Annotated in this window: 16 protein-coding genes; 5 read left to right on the top strand and 11 right to left on the bottom strand. The window is 71.6% G+C overall.

What is annotated here, in order from left to right:
- Positions 1 to 20: 20 nt before the first annotated feature.
- Genes QUC20_RS01285 through QUC20_RS01275 form a run of 3 tightly spaced genes read right to left on the bottom strand, consistent with a single transcriptional unit; the run spans position 21 to position 2,625 of the window.
- The gene (locus QUC20_RS01285; RefSeq protein ID WP_120263710.1) at positions 21 to 1,013 is read right to left on the bottom strand and encodes an ABC transporter ATP-binding protein; all 993 of its coding nucleotides are present in this window, start codon (positions 1,011 to 1,013) and stop codon (positions 21 to 23) included.
- A complete protein-coding gene (locus tag QUC20_RS01280) occupies positions 1,010 to 1,807 on the bottom strand; it encodes an ABC transporter permease (RefSeq protein WP_289330696.1) in 798 nt (265 codons plus the stop codon). The genes QUC20_RS01285 and QUC20_RS01280 overlap by 4 nt, the downstream gene beginning before the upstream one ends.
- Positions 1,804 to 2,625, bottom strand: a complete 822-nt coding sequence (locus QUC20_RS01275) for an ABC transporter permease (protein WP_112615945.1) — start codon at positions 2,623 to 2,625, stop codon at positions 1,804 to 1,806. The genes QUC20_RS01280 and QUC20_RS01275 overlap by 4 nt, the downstream gene beginning before the upstream one ends.
- 209 nt (positions 2,626 to 2,834) lie before the next feature.
- Here QUC20_RS01275 and QUC20_RS01270 point away from each other — a divergent pair, with 209 nt between their 5' ends.
- On the top strand, positions 2,835 to 3,821 hold the full coding sequence (locus QUC20_RS01270) for a LacI family DNA-binding transcriptional regulator (protein WP_289330695.1): 987 nt from the start codon (positions 2,835 to 2,837) through the stop codon (positions 3,819 to 3,821).
- A gap of 70 nt (positions 3,822 to 3,891) precedes the next feature.
- Here the strand turns inward: QUC20_RS01270 and pip are convergent, their stop codons facing one another.
- Positions 3,892 to 4,875, bottom strand: a complete 984-nt coding sequence (pip, locus tag QUC20_RS01265) for a prolyl aminopeptidase (RefSeq protein WP_289330694.1) — start codon at positions 4,873 to 4,875, stop codon at positions 3,892 to 3,894.
- Between the two features lie 250 nt (positions 4,876 to 5,125).
- Between pip and QUC20_RS01260 the strand changes: the two genes are divergently transcribed.
- The 4 genes from QUC20_RS01260 to QUC20_RS01245 all read left to right on the top strand — a co-directional run bounded on the left by QUC20_RS01260 (position 5,126) and on the right by QUC20_RS01245 (position 9,889).
- Complete coding sequence (locus tag QUC20_RS01260; protein WP_289330693.1) at positions 5,126 to 6,130, top strand: malate dehydrogenase; 1,005 nt, start codon at positions 5,126 to 5,128, stop codon at positions 6,128 to 6,130.
- A gap of 15 nt (positions 6,131 to 6,145) precedes the next feature.
- Positions 6,146 to 7,846, top strand: coding sequence for a cation:proton antiporter (locus tag QUC20_RS01255; protein ID WP_289330692.1), 1,701 nt, complete (start codon positions 6,146 to 6,148; stop codon positions 7,844 to 7,846).
- A gap of 47 nt (positions 7,847 to 7,893) precedes the next feature.
- Complete coding sequence (locus QUC20_RS01250) at positions 7,894 to 8,349, top strand: recombinase family protein (RefSeq protein WP_023952973.1); 456 nt, start codon at positions 7,894 to 7,896, stop codon at positions 8,347 to 8,349.
- A gap of 142 nt (positions 8,350 to 8,491) precedes the next feature.
- On the top strand, positions 8,492 to 9,889 hold the full coding sequence (locus tag QUC20_RS01245) for a serine/threonine-protein kinase (RefSeq protein ID WP_289330691.1): 1,398 nt from the start codon (positions 8,492 to 8,494) through the stop codon (positions 9,887 to 9,889).
- A gap of 10 nt (positions 9,890 to 9,899) precedes the next feature.
- Here the strand turns inward: QUC20_RS01245 and QUC20_RS01240 are convergent, their stop codons facing one another.
- From QUC20_RS01240 to QUC20_RS01210, 7 genes are read right to left on the bottom strand one after another with little or no spacing between them, the layout of a single operon-like run.
- Positions 9,900 to 11,564, bottom strand: coding sequence for a serine/threonine-protein kinase (locus QUC20_RS01240; RefSeq protein ID WP_289330690.1), 1,665 nt, complete (start codon positions 11,562 to 11,564; stop codon positions 9,900 to 9,902).
- Positions 11,561 to 12,892, bottom strand: a complete 1,332-nt coding sequence (locus tag QUC20_RS01235; RefSeq protein WP_289330689.1) for an FHA domain-containing protein — start codon at positions 12,890 to 12,892, stop codon at positions 11,561 to 11,563. Before QUC20_RS01235 ends, QUC20_RS01240 begins: the two co-directional genes overlap by 4 nt.
- Positions 12,892 to 13,707: a PP2C family protein-serine/threonine phosphatase gene (locus QUC20_RS01230; RefSeq protein ID WP_120263729.1), complete on the bottom strand. Its 816-nt coding sequence runs from the start codon at positions 13,705 to 13,707 to the stop codon at positions 12,892 to 12,894. Before QUC20_RS01230 ends, QUC20_RS01235 begins: the two co-directional genes overlap by 1 nt.
- Before the next feature lie 5 nt (positions 13,708 to 13,712).
- Positions 13,713 to 14,096 carry an FHA domain-containing protein gene (locus QUC20_RS01225; protein WP_120263730.1) on the bottom strand — a complete coding sequence of 128 codons (384 nt, stop codon included), beginning with the start codon at positions 14,094 to 14,096 and terminating at the stop codon, positions 13,713 to 13,715.
- Positions 14,093 to 16,387, bottom strand: coding sequence for a transglutaminase-like domain-containing protein (locus QUC20_RS01220; protein WP_289330688.1), 2,295 nt, complete (start codon positions 16,385 to 16,387; stop codon positions 14,093 to 14,095). Before QUC20_RS01220 ends, QUC20_RS01225 begins: the two co-directional genes overlap by 4 nt.
- Positions 16,384 to 17,811, bottom strand: coding sequence for a DUF58 domain-containing protein (locus tag QUC20_RS01215; protein ID WP_289330687.1), 1,428 nt, complete (start codon positions 17,809 to 17,811; stop codon positions 16,384 to 16,386). Before QUC20_RS01215 ends, QUC20_RS01220 begins: the two co-directional genes overlap by 4 nt.
- Positions 17,811 to 18,782 carry an AAA family ATPase gene (locus QUC20_RS01210; RefSeq protein WP_120263733.1) on the bottom strand — a complete coding sequence of 324 codons (972 nt, stop codon included), beginning with the start codon at positions 18,780 to 18,782 and terminating at the stop codon, positions 17,811 to 17,813. Before QUC20_RS01210 ends, QUC20_RS01215 begins: the two co-directional genes overlap by 1 nt.
- Positions 18,783 to 18,810 lie beyond the last annotated feature (28 nt).

Below are 18,810 nucleotides of genomic sequence, written 5' to 3'. Positions count from 1 at the left end.
GGGTGGAGGCGTCGGGCCGCTCAGGAGGCGAGGCGGATGAGGCGGGCGGTCGGGGCCGTGACGGTGACCCGATCGCCGGGGCGGGCGGTCACGGCCTCGTCGCGGACATCGGCGATGAGGCGCACGGCCGCGCCCGTGGCGTCGGCGGTCTCGACGGTCACGAGACGGTCGACTCCGCGGTAGGCGACGTCGAGCACGACTCCGTCGAGCGCGAGCCCGGTCCCGTCCGCGGGGCGCCCGAGAGCGAGGTGCTCGGGACGCACGGTCGTCAGCGTCCCGTCCGCCGCGGCGAGGAAGTTCTCGTAGCCGAGGAACTCCGCGACGAAACGGTTGGCCGGAGCGGTGAAGACGTCGGACGGGGCGCCTTCCTGCATGATGCGGCCGTCGCGCATGAGCACCATGCGGTCGGACATCTCCAGCGCCTCGTCCTGATCGTGCGTGACGAGCACGACCGTCAGACCGGTCTCGGACTGGATGCGGCGGATCTCGGCGCGCATCTGCACGCGCAGGCGCGCGTCGAGGTTCGACAGCGGCTCGTCGAGGAGGAGCAGCGTCGGCCGGATCGCAATGGCGCGGGCGAGGGCCACGCGCTGCTGCTGTCCGCCCGAGAGCTTCTTCGGCCGGCTCGCCGCGAGGTGTCCGAGGCCGACGAGGTCGAGCGACTCCTCGACGCGACGCCGACGCTCGGCCGCCGCGACCTTGCGCAGCTTCAGGCCGTAACCGACGTTCTCGGCCACGGTCATGTGCGGGAACAGGGCGTACGACTGGAACACCATCCCGAGTCCACGTCGCTCGGGTGGCGTGCGGGTGGCGTCCGTGCCCGCGATCATGATGCGGCCCGACGTCGGCTGGGTGTAGCCCGCGAGCATGCGCAGCGAGGTGGTCTTGCCGCATCCGCTCGGTCCGAGCAACGTCGTGAGCTGCCCCGACGGGATGGCGAGGTCGATGTCGTCGACGGCGGTGAAGTCGCCGAAGCGCTGGGTCACCCCGACGAACTCTGCTGCGGTGGTCATCGGTTGATCCCTCCGAAGATGCGGGCGAAGCCGACGGTGCGCTCGGCGATGACGGCGATGACGATGGTGCCCGCGAGGATGATGGTGCTCGTGGCCGCGACCATCGGGTCGTAGCTCTGCTGGACGTAGTCGAGCATGGTGACGGGGAGCGTGCGGAAGTCGCGGCTCTGCAGCAGCAGCGACAGCGGCACGTTGTTGAACGAGGTGACGAAGCTCAGCAGCCCCGCCGAGAAGATGCCGGGGCGCAGCAGGGGCAGCGTGACGGAGAAGAACGCGCGTAGCGGCGACGCGCCGAGCCCGCGGGCGGCCTCTTCGATGCCGGGATCGGCGAGCGCCAGCGACGCGCCCGTGACCCGCACCGCGTAGGGCAGCATCAGCACGGTGTGGCCGACGAGCAGCACCGGGAAGTTGTCGAGGCGCAGGCCGATCATCAGCTGCTGGTAGAGCGCGAGGCCGACGACGAGCTCGGGGACGATGAGGGGCGAGAGGAAGAGCCCCTCGACGAGTCCCTTGCCCGGCAGCTTGCCGCGGTGGATCGCCAGCGTCACGGGAACACCGATCAGAAGTGCGAGCACCGTGGCGATGAGGGCGAGCTGGAGGCTCGACAGCAGGGCGCTGATGAACGGGTCGTAGTTCAGCGCCGCCTCGAACCACTGCAGCGAGAAGCCCTCCGGCGGGAAGCGCAGGGTGCGTCCGCCCGTGAACGCCGTGGCGACCACGAAGAGGATCGGCACGATCATGATGATGTAGCCGGCGACGGCGAGGGATGCCGCGACGGGACGACTGGTCTTCACGCGGTGGCCCCCCGTCGTCCGACGACGGCGGACAGGCCCGACACGGCGAAGACGAGGACCGTCATGATGATGGCCGTCGCGCTCGCCGCCGCCCAGTCGATCGTGACGCTCGAGTACGAGTAGAGCTGGGTCGACAGCATCCGCTGGCTCGATCCGCCCAGCAGGTACGGAGTCGTGTAGGCGGTGACGCTGCCGGCGAAGACGAGCGTCGAGGCGACGACCATGCCCGGTGCCGAGAGCGGCACGACGATGCCCCAGAACGTCCGGGTGCGGCTCGCGCCGAGACCGCGGGCGGCGTCGTCGAGCCCAGGATCGACCTGGGCGACGGCGGAGTAGCACGAGATGATGGCGAGCGGCAGGAAGAGCTGGGTCAGGCCCAGCACGATCGCCAGCTCGGTGTAGAGCAGCTGCGGAGCCCGGTCGACGAGGCCGAGCCCGGTGAGCAGCTGCCCGATCGCGCCGTTCGAGCCCAGCAGCACGAGCCAGCCGAACGTGCGCACGACGTTGCTCAGCAGAAGCGGGAAGATCGCGAGGGCGAGCAGCACGCCCGACCAGCGCGAGGTCGAGCGGGCGAGCAGATAGGCGATCGGGAACCCCAGCACGATGCAGATCACGGTGACGATGAGGCCGAGCCCGACCGTGCGCCCGATGATCGCGAGATCGAACGGGTCGGTCAGCATCCGACCGAGACGCTCGAGGATGTCGACCAGGCTGACGCCGGGAGGGGCGAACAGCATCGCGATCGACGGGATGAGGAACCCCGCCAGCAGGAGCGCGAGCCCGGGGAGGGCCAGCAGTCCGGTGCGGCGTGAAACCACGAGCGAACTCCGTTCGTGCGAGGGGAGGATGCGGGTGCAACCGGTTGCGCAACCGGTTGCTCCTACCGTAGAGCCCGCGCGAGGGGCGATGCGACCATTCGTGTTAACACCGTGTAAAACTGCCGTCAGACGCCGGCGCAACCGGTTGCTTCGGCTCAGTAGGATGAGCGGACCGTCGCGGCATGCGGCGGCGGGATGAAGGGGGCACGGTGACGACACTCGCCGATGTCGCCGCGCATGCGGGTGTATCGAAGTCGACGGCATCCCGTGCTCTCAGCCGCCCCGATCTCGTCGCCCCCGAGACGGTCGTGCGCGTGCGCGCCGCTGCCGCGGCGCTCGGCTTCATCCCCAACCGCGCCGCGAGCCACCTCGCCCGGGGACGTAGCGGCATCGTCGCGCTCGTCGTGCCCACCCTCGACAACGCGTTCTTCACCCCGATCATCGCGGGCGCCCAGGAGCGCGCCCGCGAGTCCGACCTGCAGCTCACCGTCGCGGTGCACCGGCTCGACGACGCCGACGGCCTCGACGAGCTCGAGCGCCTCGCCCGGCAGGTCGACGGCTGCATCCTCGTCGCCCCGCGCGGTCCCGACGACATCGTCCGCGCCGCCGGCGCCTTCGGGCCCACGGTCCTCGTCGACCGGGAGATCGAGGGCATGACCTCGATCGTGGCCGACACCGCGAGCGCCTTCGCGGAGCTCGCGACGCGCCTGGCCGAGGCCGGTCATCGGGGGATCGTGTACCTCGGCGGCCCGGAGGGGTCATGGCAGGACCGGCAGCGCTCCGCCGCGATCGACGCCGCCGTCGGCGATCGCGTCGAGCTGACCGCGCTCGGCCCGTTCCCGGCGACCTTCGCGGCGGGCGTCGCGACCGCCGACGCGGTCATCGACTCGGGCGCGACGGCGGTCGTGCCCTATGCGACATCCATCGGCCTCGGTCTCGTCTTCGCCCTCCGCGCTCGCGGCGTCGCCTCGCCCGGCGAGATCGTCGTCAGCGCGGAACGCCTGGTGGCCGAGGCGATCGGGGCCGACGACGTGCCCGCGATCGACGTCGACGGTGACGAGCTGGGCCGCGAGGCCATGGCCGCGCTCCTCCCGATGCTCGTCGCCCCGCCATCCGCTCCCACCCGCCGCCGCCTCGACGTGTCGGTGCACTGGCCCGCGGCGCAAGCCGCCGAGAACGCACTCTCTTCGCGATAACGCACCATCCGCGGTGCGTTATCGCGGCGACGGTGCGTTCTCGGCGCCGCCGCGCCGGCGCGGGCGCGGGTCAGCGGGCGAAACGGTCGGTCGCGGCGACGAGGGCGGCGGCGATGCCGGGCTCACCGGCCGAGTGGCCGGCGTCATCGACCATGACGAACTCGGCCTCGGGCCAGGCCCGGTGGAGGTCCCACGCCGTCATGGGCGGCGTGCAGGCGTCGTAGCGGCCCTGAACGATGACACCCGGGATGCCGCGGAGCCGGCCCGACGCGGCGTCCTCGATCAGCTGCCCCTCACGCAGCCATCCGCCGTTGAGGAAGTAGTGGTTCTCGATGCGCGCGAACGCCGTCGCCGCCTCGGCCGCGGTCATGGCCGTCACCAGTTCGGGATCGGGCCGCAACGTCACGGTCGACGCCTCCCAGCGGGTCCAGGCCTGCGCCGCGGGAACGTGCACCGCCGGATCGGGGTCGGTGAGCAGACGGTGGTACGCCTCGATCAGCCGGCTCCGCTCGATGACCGGCACCGGCGCGAGGTAGTCCTCCCACAGGTCGGGGAACAGCGCGGCCGCGCCGCCCTCGTAGAACCACTCGAGCTCGTGGCGCCGCAACGTGAAGATTCCGCGCAGCACCAGCTCCGAGACGGCATCCGGGTGCGACTGGGCGTAGGCGAGTGCGAGCGTCGACCCCCACGAGCCGCCGAACACCTGCCACCGATCGATGCCGAGGTTGCGTCGCAGCAGTTCGATGTCGGCGACGAGGTGCCATGTGGTGTTGTAGCGGAGATCGGCCGCCGGATCGCTCGCATGGGGCGTCGACTTCCCACAGCCGCGCTGGTCGAACAGGATGATGCGGTACGCCTTGGGGTCGAAGAACCGACGGTGCCAGGCCGAGGTGCCGCCGCCGGGGCCGCCGTGCAGGAACACGACCGGCTTGCCCTCGGGATTGCCCGACTGCTCCCAATAGATGCGCTGGCCGTCGCCGGCGAGCAGGAAGCCCGTCTCGTAGGGCTCGATCTCGGGATACAGGATGCCGGCCAGGGCGGCCGACACGCTCATCGTGCGGCTCCGCGGTCGCGTTCGTTCATGCGCTTTACCGTACCTGCGAGGCGTCTCTCGCCGTGTCGCCGCACGGCGACGAGCCGGGATCCGCCGCGAGTCCGGTCGCCTGCGCCGCGATGCAAGGGATTGGCCGCGACACCCCGGCCCTGCGGCATCCGTCACGGGGTGTCGTCCCGGATCCCTTGCATCCGCGCATGCGTCGCACGCCGCCCAGCGAGCCGAGCGGCGGCAGGAATAGGCTCGGCTCATGGACGCCACCACCGTCACCGTCACCGGCGCGGCCGGTCAGATCGGATACGCCCTGCTGTTCCGCATCGCCTCCGGCGAGATGCTCGGCCCCGACCGGCCCGTGAATCTCCGCCTGCTCGAGATCCCCGACGGCATCCGCGGCGCGGAGGGGACCGCGCTCGAACTGCAGGACTGCGCGTTCCCCTTGCTGCGATCGATCGAGGTCACCGATGACGCGCGCACCGGATTCGCGGGCGCCAACATCGCGATGCTCGTGGGGGCCCGGCCCCGATCGGCCGGCATGGAGCGCGGAGACCTTCTCGCCGCCAACGCGGGCATCTTCGGCCCGCAGGGCGCGGCGATCGCGGCATCCGCGGCATCCGATGTCCGTGTGCTCGTCGTGGGCAACCCCGCGAACACGAACGCGCTGATCGCGGCGTCGGCGGCCGAGGGCGTGCCGGCTGAGCGCTTCAGCGCGATGACCCGACTCGATCACGAGCGCGCGGTCGCGCAGCTCGCCGCCCGCCTGGACGTCGCGGTCACCGACATCGACGGGGTCACCATCTGGGGCAACCACTCCGCGACGCAGTTCCCCGACGTCGCCTTCGCGACCATCGCCGGCCGGCCCGCGACCGACGTGCTCGCCGACCGGCTGGGTGGGACGGATGCCGCCCGGGCCTGGCTCGACGACGAGTTCGTGCCCCGCGTGGCGAAGCGCGGCGCCGAGATCATCGCCGTGCGCGGTGCGTCGTCGGCGGCGTCGGCAGCCAACGCCGCCCTGCGACACGTGCGCGACGACGTGCTCGGCACCGACGGTCGTCGTACCTCCGCCGCGGTCGTCTCGCGGGGCGAGTACGGCGTGCCCGAAGGCCTGGTCTGCTCCTTCCCCGTGACGAGCGACGGCTCGGGCTATCGCGTCGTCTCGGGTCTCGACCTCGATGAGCGCGGCCGGTCGCGGCTCGACGCGTCGGTCGCGGAGCTCGTCGACGAACGCGACGCCGTCCGGGCTCTCGGCATCCTCTGACGGGCGCCCGGACGCGTGGAACTGCTGCCCGGACTCATCCTCGGAGTCGTCGCGATCGCGCTCTCGACCTCGCTGTCGAAACGCCTGGGGGTCGCCGGCCCGCTGATCCTCGTCGCGGTGGGCCTGGCCGCGTCCTGGCTGCCGATCCTCGACGACTTCGAGGTCGACCCCGAGCTGATCCTCGTCGGAGTGCTCCCGCCCCTGCTCTACGCGGCAGCCGTCCGACTGCCGGCGGTGGAGTTCCGACGCGATCTGCCGTCGATCTCGGGGCTCGCCGTCGCCCTCGTCGTCGTCAGTGCGCTCGCCGTCGGAGGATTTCTCACCCTCGTGCTCCCGCAGCTCGGGTTCCCGCTGGCCGTCGCGCTCGGGGCGGTGCTGAGCCCGAGCGATGCCGTCGCGACCTCCATCGTCAAACGACTCGGTATATCGCCGCGCGTCGTGACGATCCTCGAGGGCGAGAGCCTCATCAACGACGCCACCGCACTCGTGCTGCTGCGCAGCGCGATCGCCGCGGTGGCCGGCGGGTTCGCCTTCGCCGACACGGTCGGCACGTTCGTCTGGGGCATCGTCGCCGCCGTGATCGTCGGCGTCGTCGTCGGCGGCGTGAATCTGCGCGTCCGCGCCCGCATGAACACCGTCGCCGCCACGGCCCTCGGGTTCATCGTGCCCTTCGTGGCCTACCTGCCCACCGAGCACCTCGGCGGCTCGGGCCTCGTCGCTGCGGTGGCGGCGGGCATCACCACGGGCCAGGGCGCCGCGCGCCGGTTCACCGCCGAGCAGCGGGTCTCGGACGAGATCAACTGGCGCACGGTCGAGCTGGTGCTCGAGGGCGGCGTCTTCCTGGTCATGGGGCTCGAACTGCGCGGCATCCTCGACGACAACTTCCAGCAGCAGAGCGGACCCGGGAAGGCGATCCTCCTCGCCCTGGGCTCGCTCGCGATCCTTCTTTTCATCCGCGCCGTCTACGTCGCCGGGCTCATCTTCGTCCAGGGCAGACGCGCGCGACTGCGCCAGCGCGACCGTCTCGAGCAGATCTCGGAGCACCTCGACAACCTGTCGCCCGACGTGGCGAGACGCGGACGGAACCCGGGGGCGGCGCGTCGGCGTTTGGAGAGCATGCGCAGCCGGGTGACCCGAGCGTTCAACGACCTCGACTACTACGAGGCCTCGCCGCTCGGCTGGAAGCACGGCACGATCATCGTGTGGGCCGGGATGCGCGGCGTCGTGACGCTCGCGGCGGCGCAGACGCTTCCCCGCGACACCCCGGAGCGCGAACTCCTCATCCTCACCGCGTTCCTGGTCGCGGTCATCAGCCTGCTCCTCCAGGGCCTCACGCTGCCGGGCCTGGTGCGGGCGCTGCGCATCCCGAGCACCGTCGCCGACAGCTCGCTGCTGCGTGAGGAGGAGCAGGCGCTCGACGCCGAGCTGCGCACCGCGGCGATCGACCGGCTGGCCGACCCGACGCTCGCCGTCGAGGAAGGTGGCCGATGGGATGCCCGCACCCTGACGATCGCGCGCCGCCGACTGGAGCATGCGGCCGACGAGGATGCCGGTGCCCTCGCGCGCGAGCTGCAGCTGCTGCTGATCGGCGCGATGCGCTCGCGCCTTCTCGAGCTGTCGCGCGAGGGCGCGTTCTCGTCCGAGGTGCTGCGCGAGTCCCAACGCCGCCTCGATTCGCAGCAGGTGAGCCTGGAGATGCGCCAGAACGATCTCTGACGCGAACTCGCGGTGAAAACCGTTCTCGCGTCGGCGACAATGAGAGGGTGAGCACCCCGACGGACGACGACCGGACCACGCGCCCCGCGGCGGACTACGCCGAGACGCGTACGATCGCGCTGCCCGACTCCCCCGTCGACGAACTGCCCGACAGCTTCGCCGCCCTGCAGCCGAGCCCGGAATGGTGGGCCGCCCGCCCCGCCGGTGCCCGCCTTGTCGGCCTCGTCGTCTCGCGCGACGACATGCCGAGCATCGTGGCTCAGCGCGACGCGCTGGCACAGTTCGGCGTTCCGATCGAGGGCTTCCGCCACCCCGCTCCCGAGACCGGCGAGAGCTGGCAGGAACGCCTGTCGCGCCTGTTCGGTCATCTGACGGCGGGAGACGTCGTCGTGGTCTCCGACGTGCACGCGCTCGGCCGCGACGCCGACGAGGAGACCAGGACGATCGCCGAACTGCGCCGACGGTCCGTCATCGTGAAGGTGCTCGGCTCGCGCCAGGCGTGAGGCTCGTCGGGGCCGTCTCCCGCTGAGCAGCGGCATCCGCCCCGTTCTCGCTCTCGGTGTCAAGACCCTGGCCCGCGGGCGGCTGGGCTCTACGGTGGAGCCTGGCCGCTCCGACCCGGGGACGCGGCCGCAGGGAGACGACATGGCGACGAACGAACCTCCGCCCACGGAGGCGATGCTCGACGGCCGGTACCGACTGGGCGAATGCGTGGGCCAGGGCGGGATGGCCCGGGTCTATCGCGCCGAAGACGAGTTGCTCGGGCGCACCGTGGCGATCAAACTCCTGCGCCCCGAGATGGAAGGCGCGACGACATCCGCACGCGCGCGCAGCGAGATGACCGTGCTCGCGTCGCTGAACCATCCTGCCCTCGTCACGCTCTACGACGCTCAGCTGGCGCCGGGCCGCGCGGAGTATCTGGTCATGGAGTTCGTCGACGGCCCGACCCTCGCGGCACGCATCGCCGAGGGGCCGCTGCCCGCCGAGCAGGCGGCCGTCCTCGTCTCCGATCTCGCCGAGGCTCTCCACATCGTTCACGACGCCGGCATCGTGCACCGCGACATCAAGCCCTCCAACGTCCTCCTGGCGCCGGTGCCTCCGCTCGGCAACCGGTCGGGAGCGAAGCTCGCCGATTTCGGGATCTCGGTGCTGGTGGATGCCGCCCGGGTCACGCAGCCGGGAACGGTCATCGGAACAGCCGCGTACCTCTCACCCGAACAGCTCACCGGGGCGCCGCCTGCTCCACCGGCCGACATCTACGCGCTCGGCCTGGTCGCTCTCGAGGTCCTCACCGGCCAGCGCGGCTTCCCTCGCGCCGAGGGGGTCGGCGAGGCGCTCGCACGGCTCACCCTCGCACCCGACATCCCCGACTCGCTCGACCCCGCGTGGGCGTCTCTGCTGGGCCGCATGACGGCCAGGCGCCCCGAAGACCGGCCGAGCGCCGCCGAGGTGTTCGCCGCGGCATCCGATCTCGCACGCCGACCGGCGACACCCGCGCTTCCCGCTGTGCCTGCAGCGGTCGCGGCGGCCGTACCCTCCGTGACCACACTCACCACCGAAGCGATCCCCCCGACGGCGACCAGCATCCTTCCTGCGGCGGCCGCGGGGGTCTCGCGGGAGACGACCGGGCGCCGTCAGCGCTCGCGTGCGCGCATCGGACTCGTCGGCGGCCTGACAGCCGCGGCGCTCGCAGCCACCGCGCTCGGCGGGATGTGGCTCGGCGCCGCGACCGGAGAGAACGCACCGGCCACACCCGCCGACACCGAGCAGTCGGCGGCTCCCGAGCCGGCCCCCACCGAGGCGTCCGAGCCCGCGACCATCGTGAACGACCAATCCGACCAGCCCGAGCAGACGGAACAGCCCGTTCAGCAACCTGCCGAGCCCGCCGAGAACACGACCGAGCAGAAGGGGCCGGGGGAAGACCGCAAGGCGGCCGACGACGCGGCGAAGAAGGCCGAGCAAGAGGCGAAGAAGCGAGCCGACGAACAGCGGAAGGCCGAGGAGCGAGACAGCCGACGAGACGAGGACAAGCCCGGGGGCTGACGTCCAGGCGTCAGGGCGTGCAGCCGCGAACCGCGTCCCCCGCGCCGCCGTTCGAACGCACGAGCTGGACCTCGATGCACGTCCGACCCGAGGGGTCGGCGGGCACGGTGACGGTCTCGTCCTCGACACGCTGCGGTGCACTGGTTCCCTCGAGGGTGACGGGATACCAGAGGTACGAATCGCCCTCGACCGGATTCGGATTCGTCCACGTGAACGTCACCTCGGTGCCCGCCGGCGCACCCGCGAGGTCACCGACGCGCGGGACGAAACCAGCGAGCGGGTCCTGCGGGGCGCTGGAGGGGGATCCGCTCGCCTGGGGTTCGGCGGGCGTGGTCGGCTGGAGCATGCTCGCCACCACCACGACGGCCACGACGAGCGCTGCGGCGACCCCGCCCAGGGTGATCCACAGCCACGGACGCGAGCGGCCGGACGCAGCGGGCGCGGGCGTACCGGCATCGGAGTGCTCGACGTCGTGAATGGCGTCCGAGTGGGACACGGCTGCGGCGGCATCCGCCGCGGCCGCGCCTCGCTGCACCGTCTGATCCGCGATCGGCTCGACCGTGCGGGGGCGGCGGACCGTGGCCTCCTGCCCGGCGCGGGCCGACGGACGCAGCACGGTCTCGTCGGGGGCCGCCGGTGCGAACGGCGTGCCCGGGGCACCCGGCGCGAAGGGCGACGACGCCTCCGGCCCGCCCTTGCGGCGCGTCGATCCCGCGGGCGGCGCGGTCGTCGGTTCGATGCTCACGATGCCGCGGACGCGGGTCAACTCGCCGTCGGCGTCGTCTTCCTGCTCGGCGTCGGGCGAATCGTCGAGGATGTCGATCGGAGTGACCGAATGGGCGAGCTCGATCTGAACGCGCTGCAGGGCGCGGGCGAATGCCACGGCGCTGTCGAAGCGTGCTCCGGGGCTCTTCGCCATGGCACGCGCGAGAGCCTGCTGCAGCGACGGCGGGACATCGGCGCGGTCGAGAGGCTGGAGAGGTGCGGTCTCGATGCGCTGGATGAGGTCGGCGGCGCTGTTGCGGCCACCCGGCTGCTCGAAAGGCGAACGGCCCGCGAGCAACGTGTAGATCGTGGCGCCGAGGGCGTAGACGTCCGAGCGCACACCCGAATCGGGTCCCTCACCGAACGCCTCGGGCGGCGACCAGGGAATCGACATACCGGCGGTCTCGTCAGCGCCATCAGTCGTCGTGGCGATGCCGAAATCGGTCAGCGCGGGCCGGTTGTACTCGGTCACGAGGATGTTGGCCGGCTTGATGTCGCGATGCAGGATGCCGGCACGGTGAGCGGTCTCGACGGCCGCCGCGACCTGGATGCCGACGCGCAGCGCCTCCGCGACCGAGAACGCCGCGGCGCGATAGCGCACCTGGAGGTTCGGCCGCGGGCAGTTCTCCATCACCAGGTAGGGCCGCTGGTCGTCGGCGAGACCGGCCTGGTAGATCGTCACGATCGCGGGGTGGGTCGAGAGCATCGCCATGACGTTCGCCTCGGCCGTGAACTGCTCGACCGACCCGCCCGCCATCCGCTCGGGCAGCAGCACCTTGACCGCGACCTTGCGTCGAGGCAGATGCTGCTCGTACAGGTAGACGTCGGCGAAGCCGCCGGACCCCAGCAGCTCGAGGTAGGTGAAGCCGGGCAGCTCGGGCGGCGGCGCCGGGGGCCGCTTCGCGCTCACGGCAGATCCTCGAACGCCAGCGTGACACCGTCGCCGATGTCGAGCACGTCGCCCGAGACGACCATCGTCGGCTCGTTCGGGTGCAACCGCACCGGGTCGTTGCCGCCGCGCAGCAGCACCGAGCCGTTCGTCGTATCGAGGTCGACGACGAGGACGTGCTCGCCCTCGGCGCGGATCTCGACGTGGTTGCGCGAGATGTCCTGCTCGGGGCTCTCGACCGCGACGAGCGTGGGCAGCGTGTCACCGCTCGATCGCGATGATCGGGGGCGCCGTCCGACGATGACGGTGTTGTCGAGCTCGACGATCTGCCCGTCCGAGACGCGAATCCGTCCGCGTGCGAGGCGCCGAGCGGGCACGATCTCCGTCGACTCGTAGACGGCCGGCTCGCCGCGACGTGCACTGCGGATGTCGGCGACCGCGATCGTCTCGCCGTCGTGATCGCCCGCCGGTGCCGGCGGGGCCGAGACGACGGTGGCGTCGTCGTCGGGGGTGGCGGTCGCGGCTGGGTCGAGCTGCTCGGCGGGAAGGGTCGGCCGCACGACCGTCTCGCCCCAGATCATCGCGTGCTCATCGGCAGCCGCGGTGTCGCCGAGCGGAACGAACGTCTGCGCGCCGGGCGACTCGTCGAACGAGATGTCGTTCTCGCCCAGCACCGGTGCGGCGGCGGGCTCGGGTGCGGCGGCGGGCTCGGGCGTCGCAGCGGGTTCGGGTACGGCGGGCGGCTCGGGTGCGGGCGCGGGGTCGGGCGTGGCACTCTCCGCCGGCGCGGGCTTCGCGGACGCGGGAGCCGCAGGCGCGGGCTTCGCGGGCGCGGGAGCCGCTGGCGCGGGAGCCGCAGCGACGAAGGGGCTCGCGGGACGGGCGCCCGGTCGGGCACCCGTCAGGTCGACGGTGACGGAGTCTGCCGCGACGACCCCCTCGACGAAGGGCAGCGACGAGGTCTCGTCCGCCGCATCGACGAAGAGCGCCGACGCGCGATGCACGCCCGGGATATGACGCTCGACCCAGGTCGAGACGCCCTGGCCCGAGACCGAGAGCGGACCGGAATCGGTCTCGACGACCAACTCGACCGGTCCACGCACCGCGACGCGCAGCCCGTCGCCTTCGACGATCGCCAGGATGAAGTCGGGGATGGCCGCGAGCGACGTGCCGAACGCGCCCGTGAGCGCCTCGATGACCGCACCGATGCCCCGCTCCTCCAAGCGCCGCCAGACGGCCTCGACCGTCGGGATCGACACGTTCGCCGGCAGCGCGACGGCCGCGGCGGGCGCCAGGGCGACGCGCCAGTGCTCCGCGCCTACCGCCGGCACATAGCGGACCTCGACCATCAGGTGCTCCCCCCTGCGGCCGCTGCGCGCGGCCGGGTGTCTATGTCTGCGTCATCCGATTGCACGGACGGCACGGTGTCGTACACGTCGTCACCGCCGTCCCCGAGCGCATCAACGACGATGACCGTGACGTTGTCACGTCCACCGTGCAGCAGTGCTTCATGCACGAGCCGCTGCGCGGCATCCTGCGGCTCGGTCTCCTCGTCGAGGATACGGGCGATCCGCTCGTCGTCGAGCTCGGTCGACAGTCCGTCCGAACAGACCAGGATGCGGTCGCCGCTCTCGGCGGGCAGCATCCAGAAGTCCGCCTGGCCGACGCTGCCGGCTCCGAGGGCACGGGTGATCTCGTTGCGCCGCGAGTGGCGGGCGGCGGTCTCGGCGTCCATCTGTCCGGAGTCGACGAGCTCTTGCACGACGGAGTGGTCGACGCTGATCTGCTCGAGACGGCCACGGGCCCAGCGGTACGTGCGCGAATCGCCGATGTTCAGGGCCAGCCAATAGCCGGCGTCTCCCACGCGGGTCAGCACGACTCCGGTGAGCGTCGTGCCCGCGGCGCGCTGGCCCGTGGCAAGGGCGTCGATGTTCGAGCGCGCTCGCTCGATCGCGGCCCGCACATCCTGGTTCGTCACCCGGGCGATGCCGACCAGCGGCTGGAACTCGGCGACCGCGGCGGCGCTCGCGCGGGCCCCTGCCTCGTGTCCGCCCATCCCGTCCGCCACGACGAACACAGGCGCGTCCGCGAGGTAGGAGTCTTCGTTCGCCCGGCCGCGCAAGCCGGCGTGCGTCGCCGCCCCATGCCCGACCCGCACCGACATCGGTGTCACCGCACGACCTCGATGACGAGCCACCGATCGCCGAGGTCGAGCCGGTCGCCACTGCGGAGCACGGTCTGCATGCCCGGCACGACGGGAACACCGTCGCTCCCACGCGTCACGACGACGCCGTTCGTCGATGCACGATCGACGACCGCGAGGCCGACGGGATCGAGCGGAACGAGCTCGAAGTGCGTTCGCGACAGCGTCAGCGTCTCGTCGCGCAGCACGATCGCATCGGCACCGCTGGTGCGATGCGGGTCGCGCCCGAAGACGGTACGACCGTAGACGGCCGTGCGGGTGCCGTCATCCCACATCAGCAGCGCACGGGCGCCGCTACGGATGTCGGGAACGCCCGTGAGCGGTTCCGTGTCGAAGATCATCGCGCTCATGCGTCGCCTCCCCGAGTACGTCGGGTGCGGCCGCGCAGGAGCGAGCGCAGACTCAGACGTGCGCGCAGACGACGCCAGACCGACACCCGCCCGCTCATTCCGACGACGATCGCGTCGACCTCACGCCAGAAGGCGTCGACGTCCTCCGGCGTCGGCTCACCCGGACCGAAGACACGGGCATCGGCCGACGTGGCGAGTGAGGTCACGTCGGGCTGCTCCATCGTGGCAGCGACCACCTGAGCGCTCTCGGTACGCGTCGCACCCGAGGCGACGGGGGCGTTGAGGTCGACCGCGCGGTCGATCAACTCGTCCCATCCCCCGCTGATGCGGTCGGCGGGTTTGTCGGCGTTGCGCCGTTTCGTGCGCCGCGCGGTCTTGACCGCACCCATGATCACGAACGGGGCGAAGATGATCGCGAGGACGCCGATGCCGATGCCGACCGGCGCGAGGATGGCGCCGATCCAATCGAAACCGGGGTCGTCTTCCTCCTCCTGATCGCGGTCGTTCGCGATCGCGGGCGGCAGCTCGGCCGGCTCTTGAGCGGGCGGCGGCGGCTGCAGCACCTGCGGCTTGGGATTGGCCCGCGGGGTCGTGGTCTGCTCGTTCGGCTCGTTGTCCTCGTCGGGTGTCGGATCGAACGGAATCCACCCGTACCCCTCGAACGCCACTTCGACCCACGCGTGGACGTTGTCGCCCGTCGCGGTGAACTCCCCCGCGGTGTCGCCCTCGTCGGGGTGCCATCCCATGACGACGCGCGCCGGGATGCCCAGCTGCGCCGACAGCAGCGCCATCGCGACGGCGTACTGCTCGTCGTCGCCGATGATCTCGTCGCCGCCGAAGAAGCTCGTGATGCGGGCCGCGCCGTGACCGGACGGCGAGTACGGGTCGTCCTCGAGACCGTGGCTGAAGTAGCCGTCCGTCGACAGCCAGTTCGCCAACGCCTGGACCTGCTTGATGGGGGTCTCGGCGTCGCCGACGGCATCCGTGGCGATCTGCGACAGACCGTCGGGGATCCCCTCCTGCTTCGGCATCTTCACCGGCGCGAAGGGGACGTCGGCGAGCGCCTGGTCGCTGGGCAGCACGGGGAACACCGTATCGACCGTGTACGTCGTCCCGGGGGCGAGTCCCGCGGTGACGGCAGCGGTCCCCGTGGCGTCGTTGTAGTGGGCGGTGCGGCGCAGTTCGTCGGCGCGTTCGCCCTCGAACTCGATCGACCGGACGGCCCCGGCGTCGGGAAGCCACACGCCCCGCAGCTCGTCGATCTCGAACTGCAGCTGACCGGGAACGCCTTCGGCGTCGGGCGACATGTTGGACCGGAGGGGCGTGAACGAGCTCGACGAGCCGGCTCCCTCGTCCGACACGTTGAAGACGATGCCGTTGTACGCGTCCATCGTCGCCAGGCGGATGCGTCCACCGTCCGGAAGGCCCTGCACGGTGAACAGCGGCGTCTCCGCGTCATCCCGCACGAGGCCCCGGAATCCCTGCAGTGGGCTGGGGTACTGCTTCACGTCGAAAGGCGGGATCACGATGTCGCGCAGCACGTACCGCGTCGACGGGGGGCTCGCCACCGCGGCGGTCGCGACACCGGCGCCCACGGCCACGGCCACGACCGCCGTCCCCGAGATCAGCCGACGCAGGCGCGTGTGCCGGAGGGTCGCGGCATCCGAGGTCGCCGACGGCTCGATGCGCACGGCGGCGTTGTCGGGGTCCCAGGCCTGTCGCAGCGCGAGCCACACCGACGCGACGACGGCGAAGACGACGCCCTGCAGGACGGGGATCGCGGGCTCGGTCATCCCGAGCAGGATCTGCGTGACCAGGAACGCCGTCACGGGGATCAGGGCCCATGCGGCCTGACGCAGGCGCAGGGCGAGCGAGGCCGTGAGCACGGAGGCGACGAGGGTCAGCAGGAACGGCACGATCAGGTGGCCGTCGTAGGGCGCGACCGGGGCGACCGTCGTGAGCAGGCGCTTCCACGACTGCACCGAGCCGAGAGCGAGCTGGGTCCAGGTCTCGAGCGTCGGGATGACGCCGAAAAGCGCGGTCTGGGGAAGCGCGAGCGCGCCGCCGAAGATGAAGTACGCGGCCACGGTCAGGCCGGCTGCGGGCAGCACACCCCAGCGGCGGCGGGCGCACAGCCAAGCGATGCCGACGCCGATGACGAGCGCGCCGAACCCCGCGATGAGGTAGGCGCCGCCATCGAACGTCGGTCCGAAGCCGACGATCGCGACGGCGAGCAGCAGCGCGATGGCGACAAGGTCGAGCACGAGCCGGCGGCGCTGCGGCGACATCATGAGAGCACCTTCCGCATCGCGGGAGCGAGCTGGTCGAGCGCGCTGATGGAGATGACGTCGGCATCGCCGACACGGCGCAGCAGCGGCACCTCGGCCGAGCGGTCGGCGACCACGGCGAGCACACGCACCCCCAGGGGCAGTCGCGAACAGGCGAGCTTGAGCTCGGCCGAGTCGGCACCCGAACCGCAGAACAGCACGACGATCGCGATGCCGTGCGAGTTGATCGCGATCGTCCCCGCGAGGGCCACGACCCCTCCGTCGCGCTGGCGCGAGTGCTCGAGAACAGACAGGTTGTCGAGCAGGCGACGCGGCCCCTGCGTGCGCAACGGGCCGCGCTGCGTGCGCGCCTCGAGCATCCGCGAGTCGCGCAGAGCGCGCAGACCGATCGAACCGGCGGCCGAGATCGCGAGCTCGAACTCGTCGGGGTCGGCGTAGTCCCCGGCGTACGTCGAGAGCCCGAGCACGAAGTGCGATCGGCGGGTCTCCTCGTACTGACGCATCATGAGGTTGCCGACGCGGGCCGTGGACTTCCAGTGCACGTGACGCAGGTCGTCTCCGGGCTGGTACTCCCGCAACGCGTGGAACGACACGTCGTCGCTGGCCAGCTGCGTCGAGGGCAGCCCCTCGAGGTCGCGCAGACGCCCGAGCGAGAGCCCCTCGAGGGGGACGGTCCGCGGGTGGACGTAGAGGTCGACGGCCTGACGGCGGTCGCTGCTGCGCTCGAAGAGTCCGAGCGGATCGCCGCGCAGCACGCTGACCGGTCCGACCGCCAGCACCCCGCGCGCCGTGGTGGGAATGGCGAACAGCTCCTCGTGGGCGGCCTGCGGCGCGAGTCGCGGCACATCGAACTCGCCGCGACCGGAACCGACCGGCAGCACGACCCGCGACGGCAGGATCGGCCGCGACGTCCCGTTCACGAGGGTCAGCCCGCCGATCGCACGCTCGCCGACGACGACGTGGGTGCGCGTGAGGTCGAGGTCGACGTCGTAGGCCGTGCCGCCGAAGAGGAAGGGCACGCTCAAGACGACGATGGCGGTGAGGATGACGGCTGCGATGACCATCTCCTGCCATCCGAAGCTGAGCGCGACGAACCAGAGCAGCAGGGTCGCGAACAGCAGCACCCAGCCGAGCGGACGGATCGTCCGGGTGACCAGTCGGATGCCGCGGCGTGCCACCGCCCACCACGACTCGAGCCGCTCCCGCCAGACGACGAGCCGCGACGGCGCCTCGGCATTGACCGGTGCGGCGTCGGCCGACAGTGTCGTCGCCCCGACCTGGACGGTCGCGTCGGCGTCGCGCGTCGTGTCGCCGACGGTGCGTGCGTCGGCGGTGCTCCCCGCCGCAGCGGCAGCGTCACCGCCGGCAGCACCGCGGCCCCGGCGCGGACGACGCGTCGGGGTCGGGGCGGCAGGGGGTGTGTCCATCAAGCGTCCGCCCGCGCGAGCGGCGCCTCGACGTCGGCGAGGGCGTTGTTCATGACCGTCTCGGGGGTCGTGCCGGTGAACTCGGCCTCGGGGTCGAGCACGAGGCGGTGAGCCCACACCGGAAGGGCGAGCAGCTTGATGTCGTCGGGCACGACGTAGTGGCGTCCCTGCGCCGCGGCGTAGACCTTCGCGATGCGGATCATCGCGATCGCCCCGCGCACCGAGACGCCGAGACGCGTCGCCGATGCCTCACGCGTGGCCTCGACGATCTGCGCGGCGTATCGGGCGACGACCGGATCGATGTGGACGGTCGCGGCCAGGTCGGCCATCTCACCGACGGCACGCGTGGTGATCACGGGCTTGAGGCTCGCAGAGGGGTTGCGGTCGACGGCGCCGACGAGGATGCGCTCCGAGACGGCGAGGGTCGGATAGCCGATCGAGGTCTTGATCATGAAGCGGTCGAGCTGGGCCTCGGGCAGCTTGTACGTACCGGCCTGCTCGATCGGGTTCTGGGTCGCGATGACGAGGAACGGGCGGCCCACCTCGTGCGCGACGCCGTCGACCGTGACACGCGACTCCTCCATGACCTCCAGCAGCGCCGACTGCGTCTTGGGCGACGCGCGGTTGATCTCGTCGGCGAGAACGATCGAGGCGAACACAGGCCCCCGGTGGAACTCGAAGCGCTTGTTCGCCTGGTCGTAGATCGTGACGCCGGTGACGTCGGAGGGCAGCAGGTCGGGCGTGAACTGGATGCGGGTCGACGTGCCCTGCACGCTCGCCGCGATCGCCTTCGCGAGGCTCGTCTTGCCCGTGCCCGGCGCATCCTCCAGCAGCACGTGCCCCTCGGCGATCATCGCCGACAGGACGAGGGCCACGACCTCGCGCTTGCCGAGCAGGGCGGCGTCGACGTTGTCGATCAGGCGCGTGAAGGTGTCGCGGAACCACGCTGCCTGCTCGGGTGTCATGCTCATTCGTTCGTTCTCGTTCCTCGTGGTGAAT

Origin of the sequence: Microbacterium arborescens, from assembly GCF_030369635.1 — a bacterium.
In the GTDB taxonomy this organism is placed as follows: Bacteria; Actinomycetota; Actinomycetes; order Actinomycetales; family Microbacteriaceae; genus Microbacterium.
The sequence above is the reverse complement of the archived record's forward strand: the minus strand, read 5'-3'. Positions and strand labels throughout refer to the sequence as shown.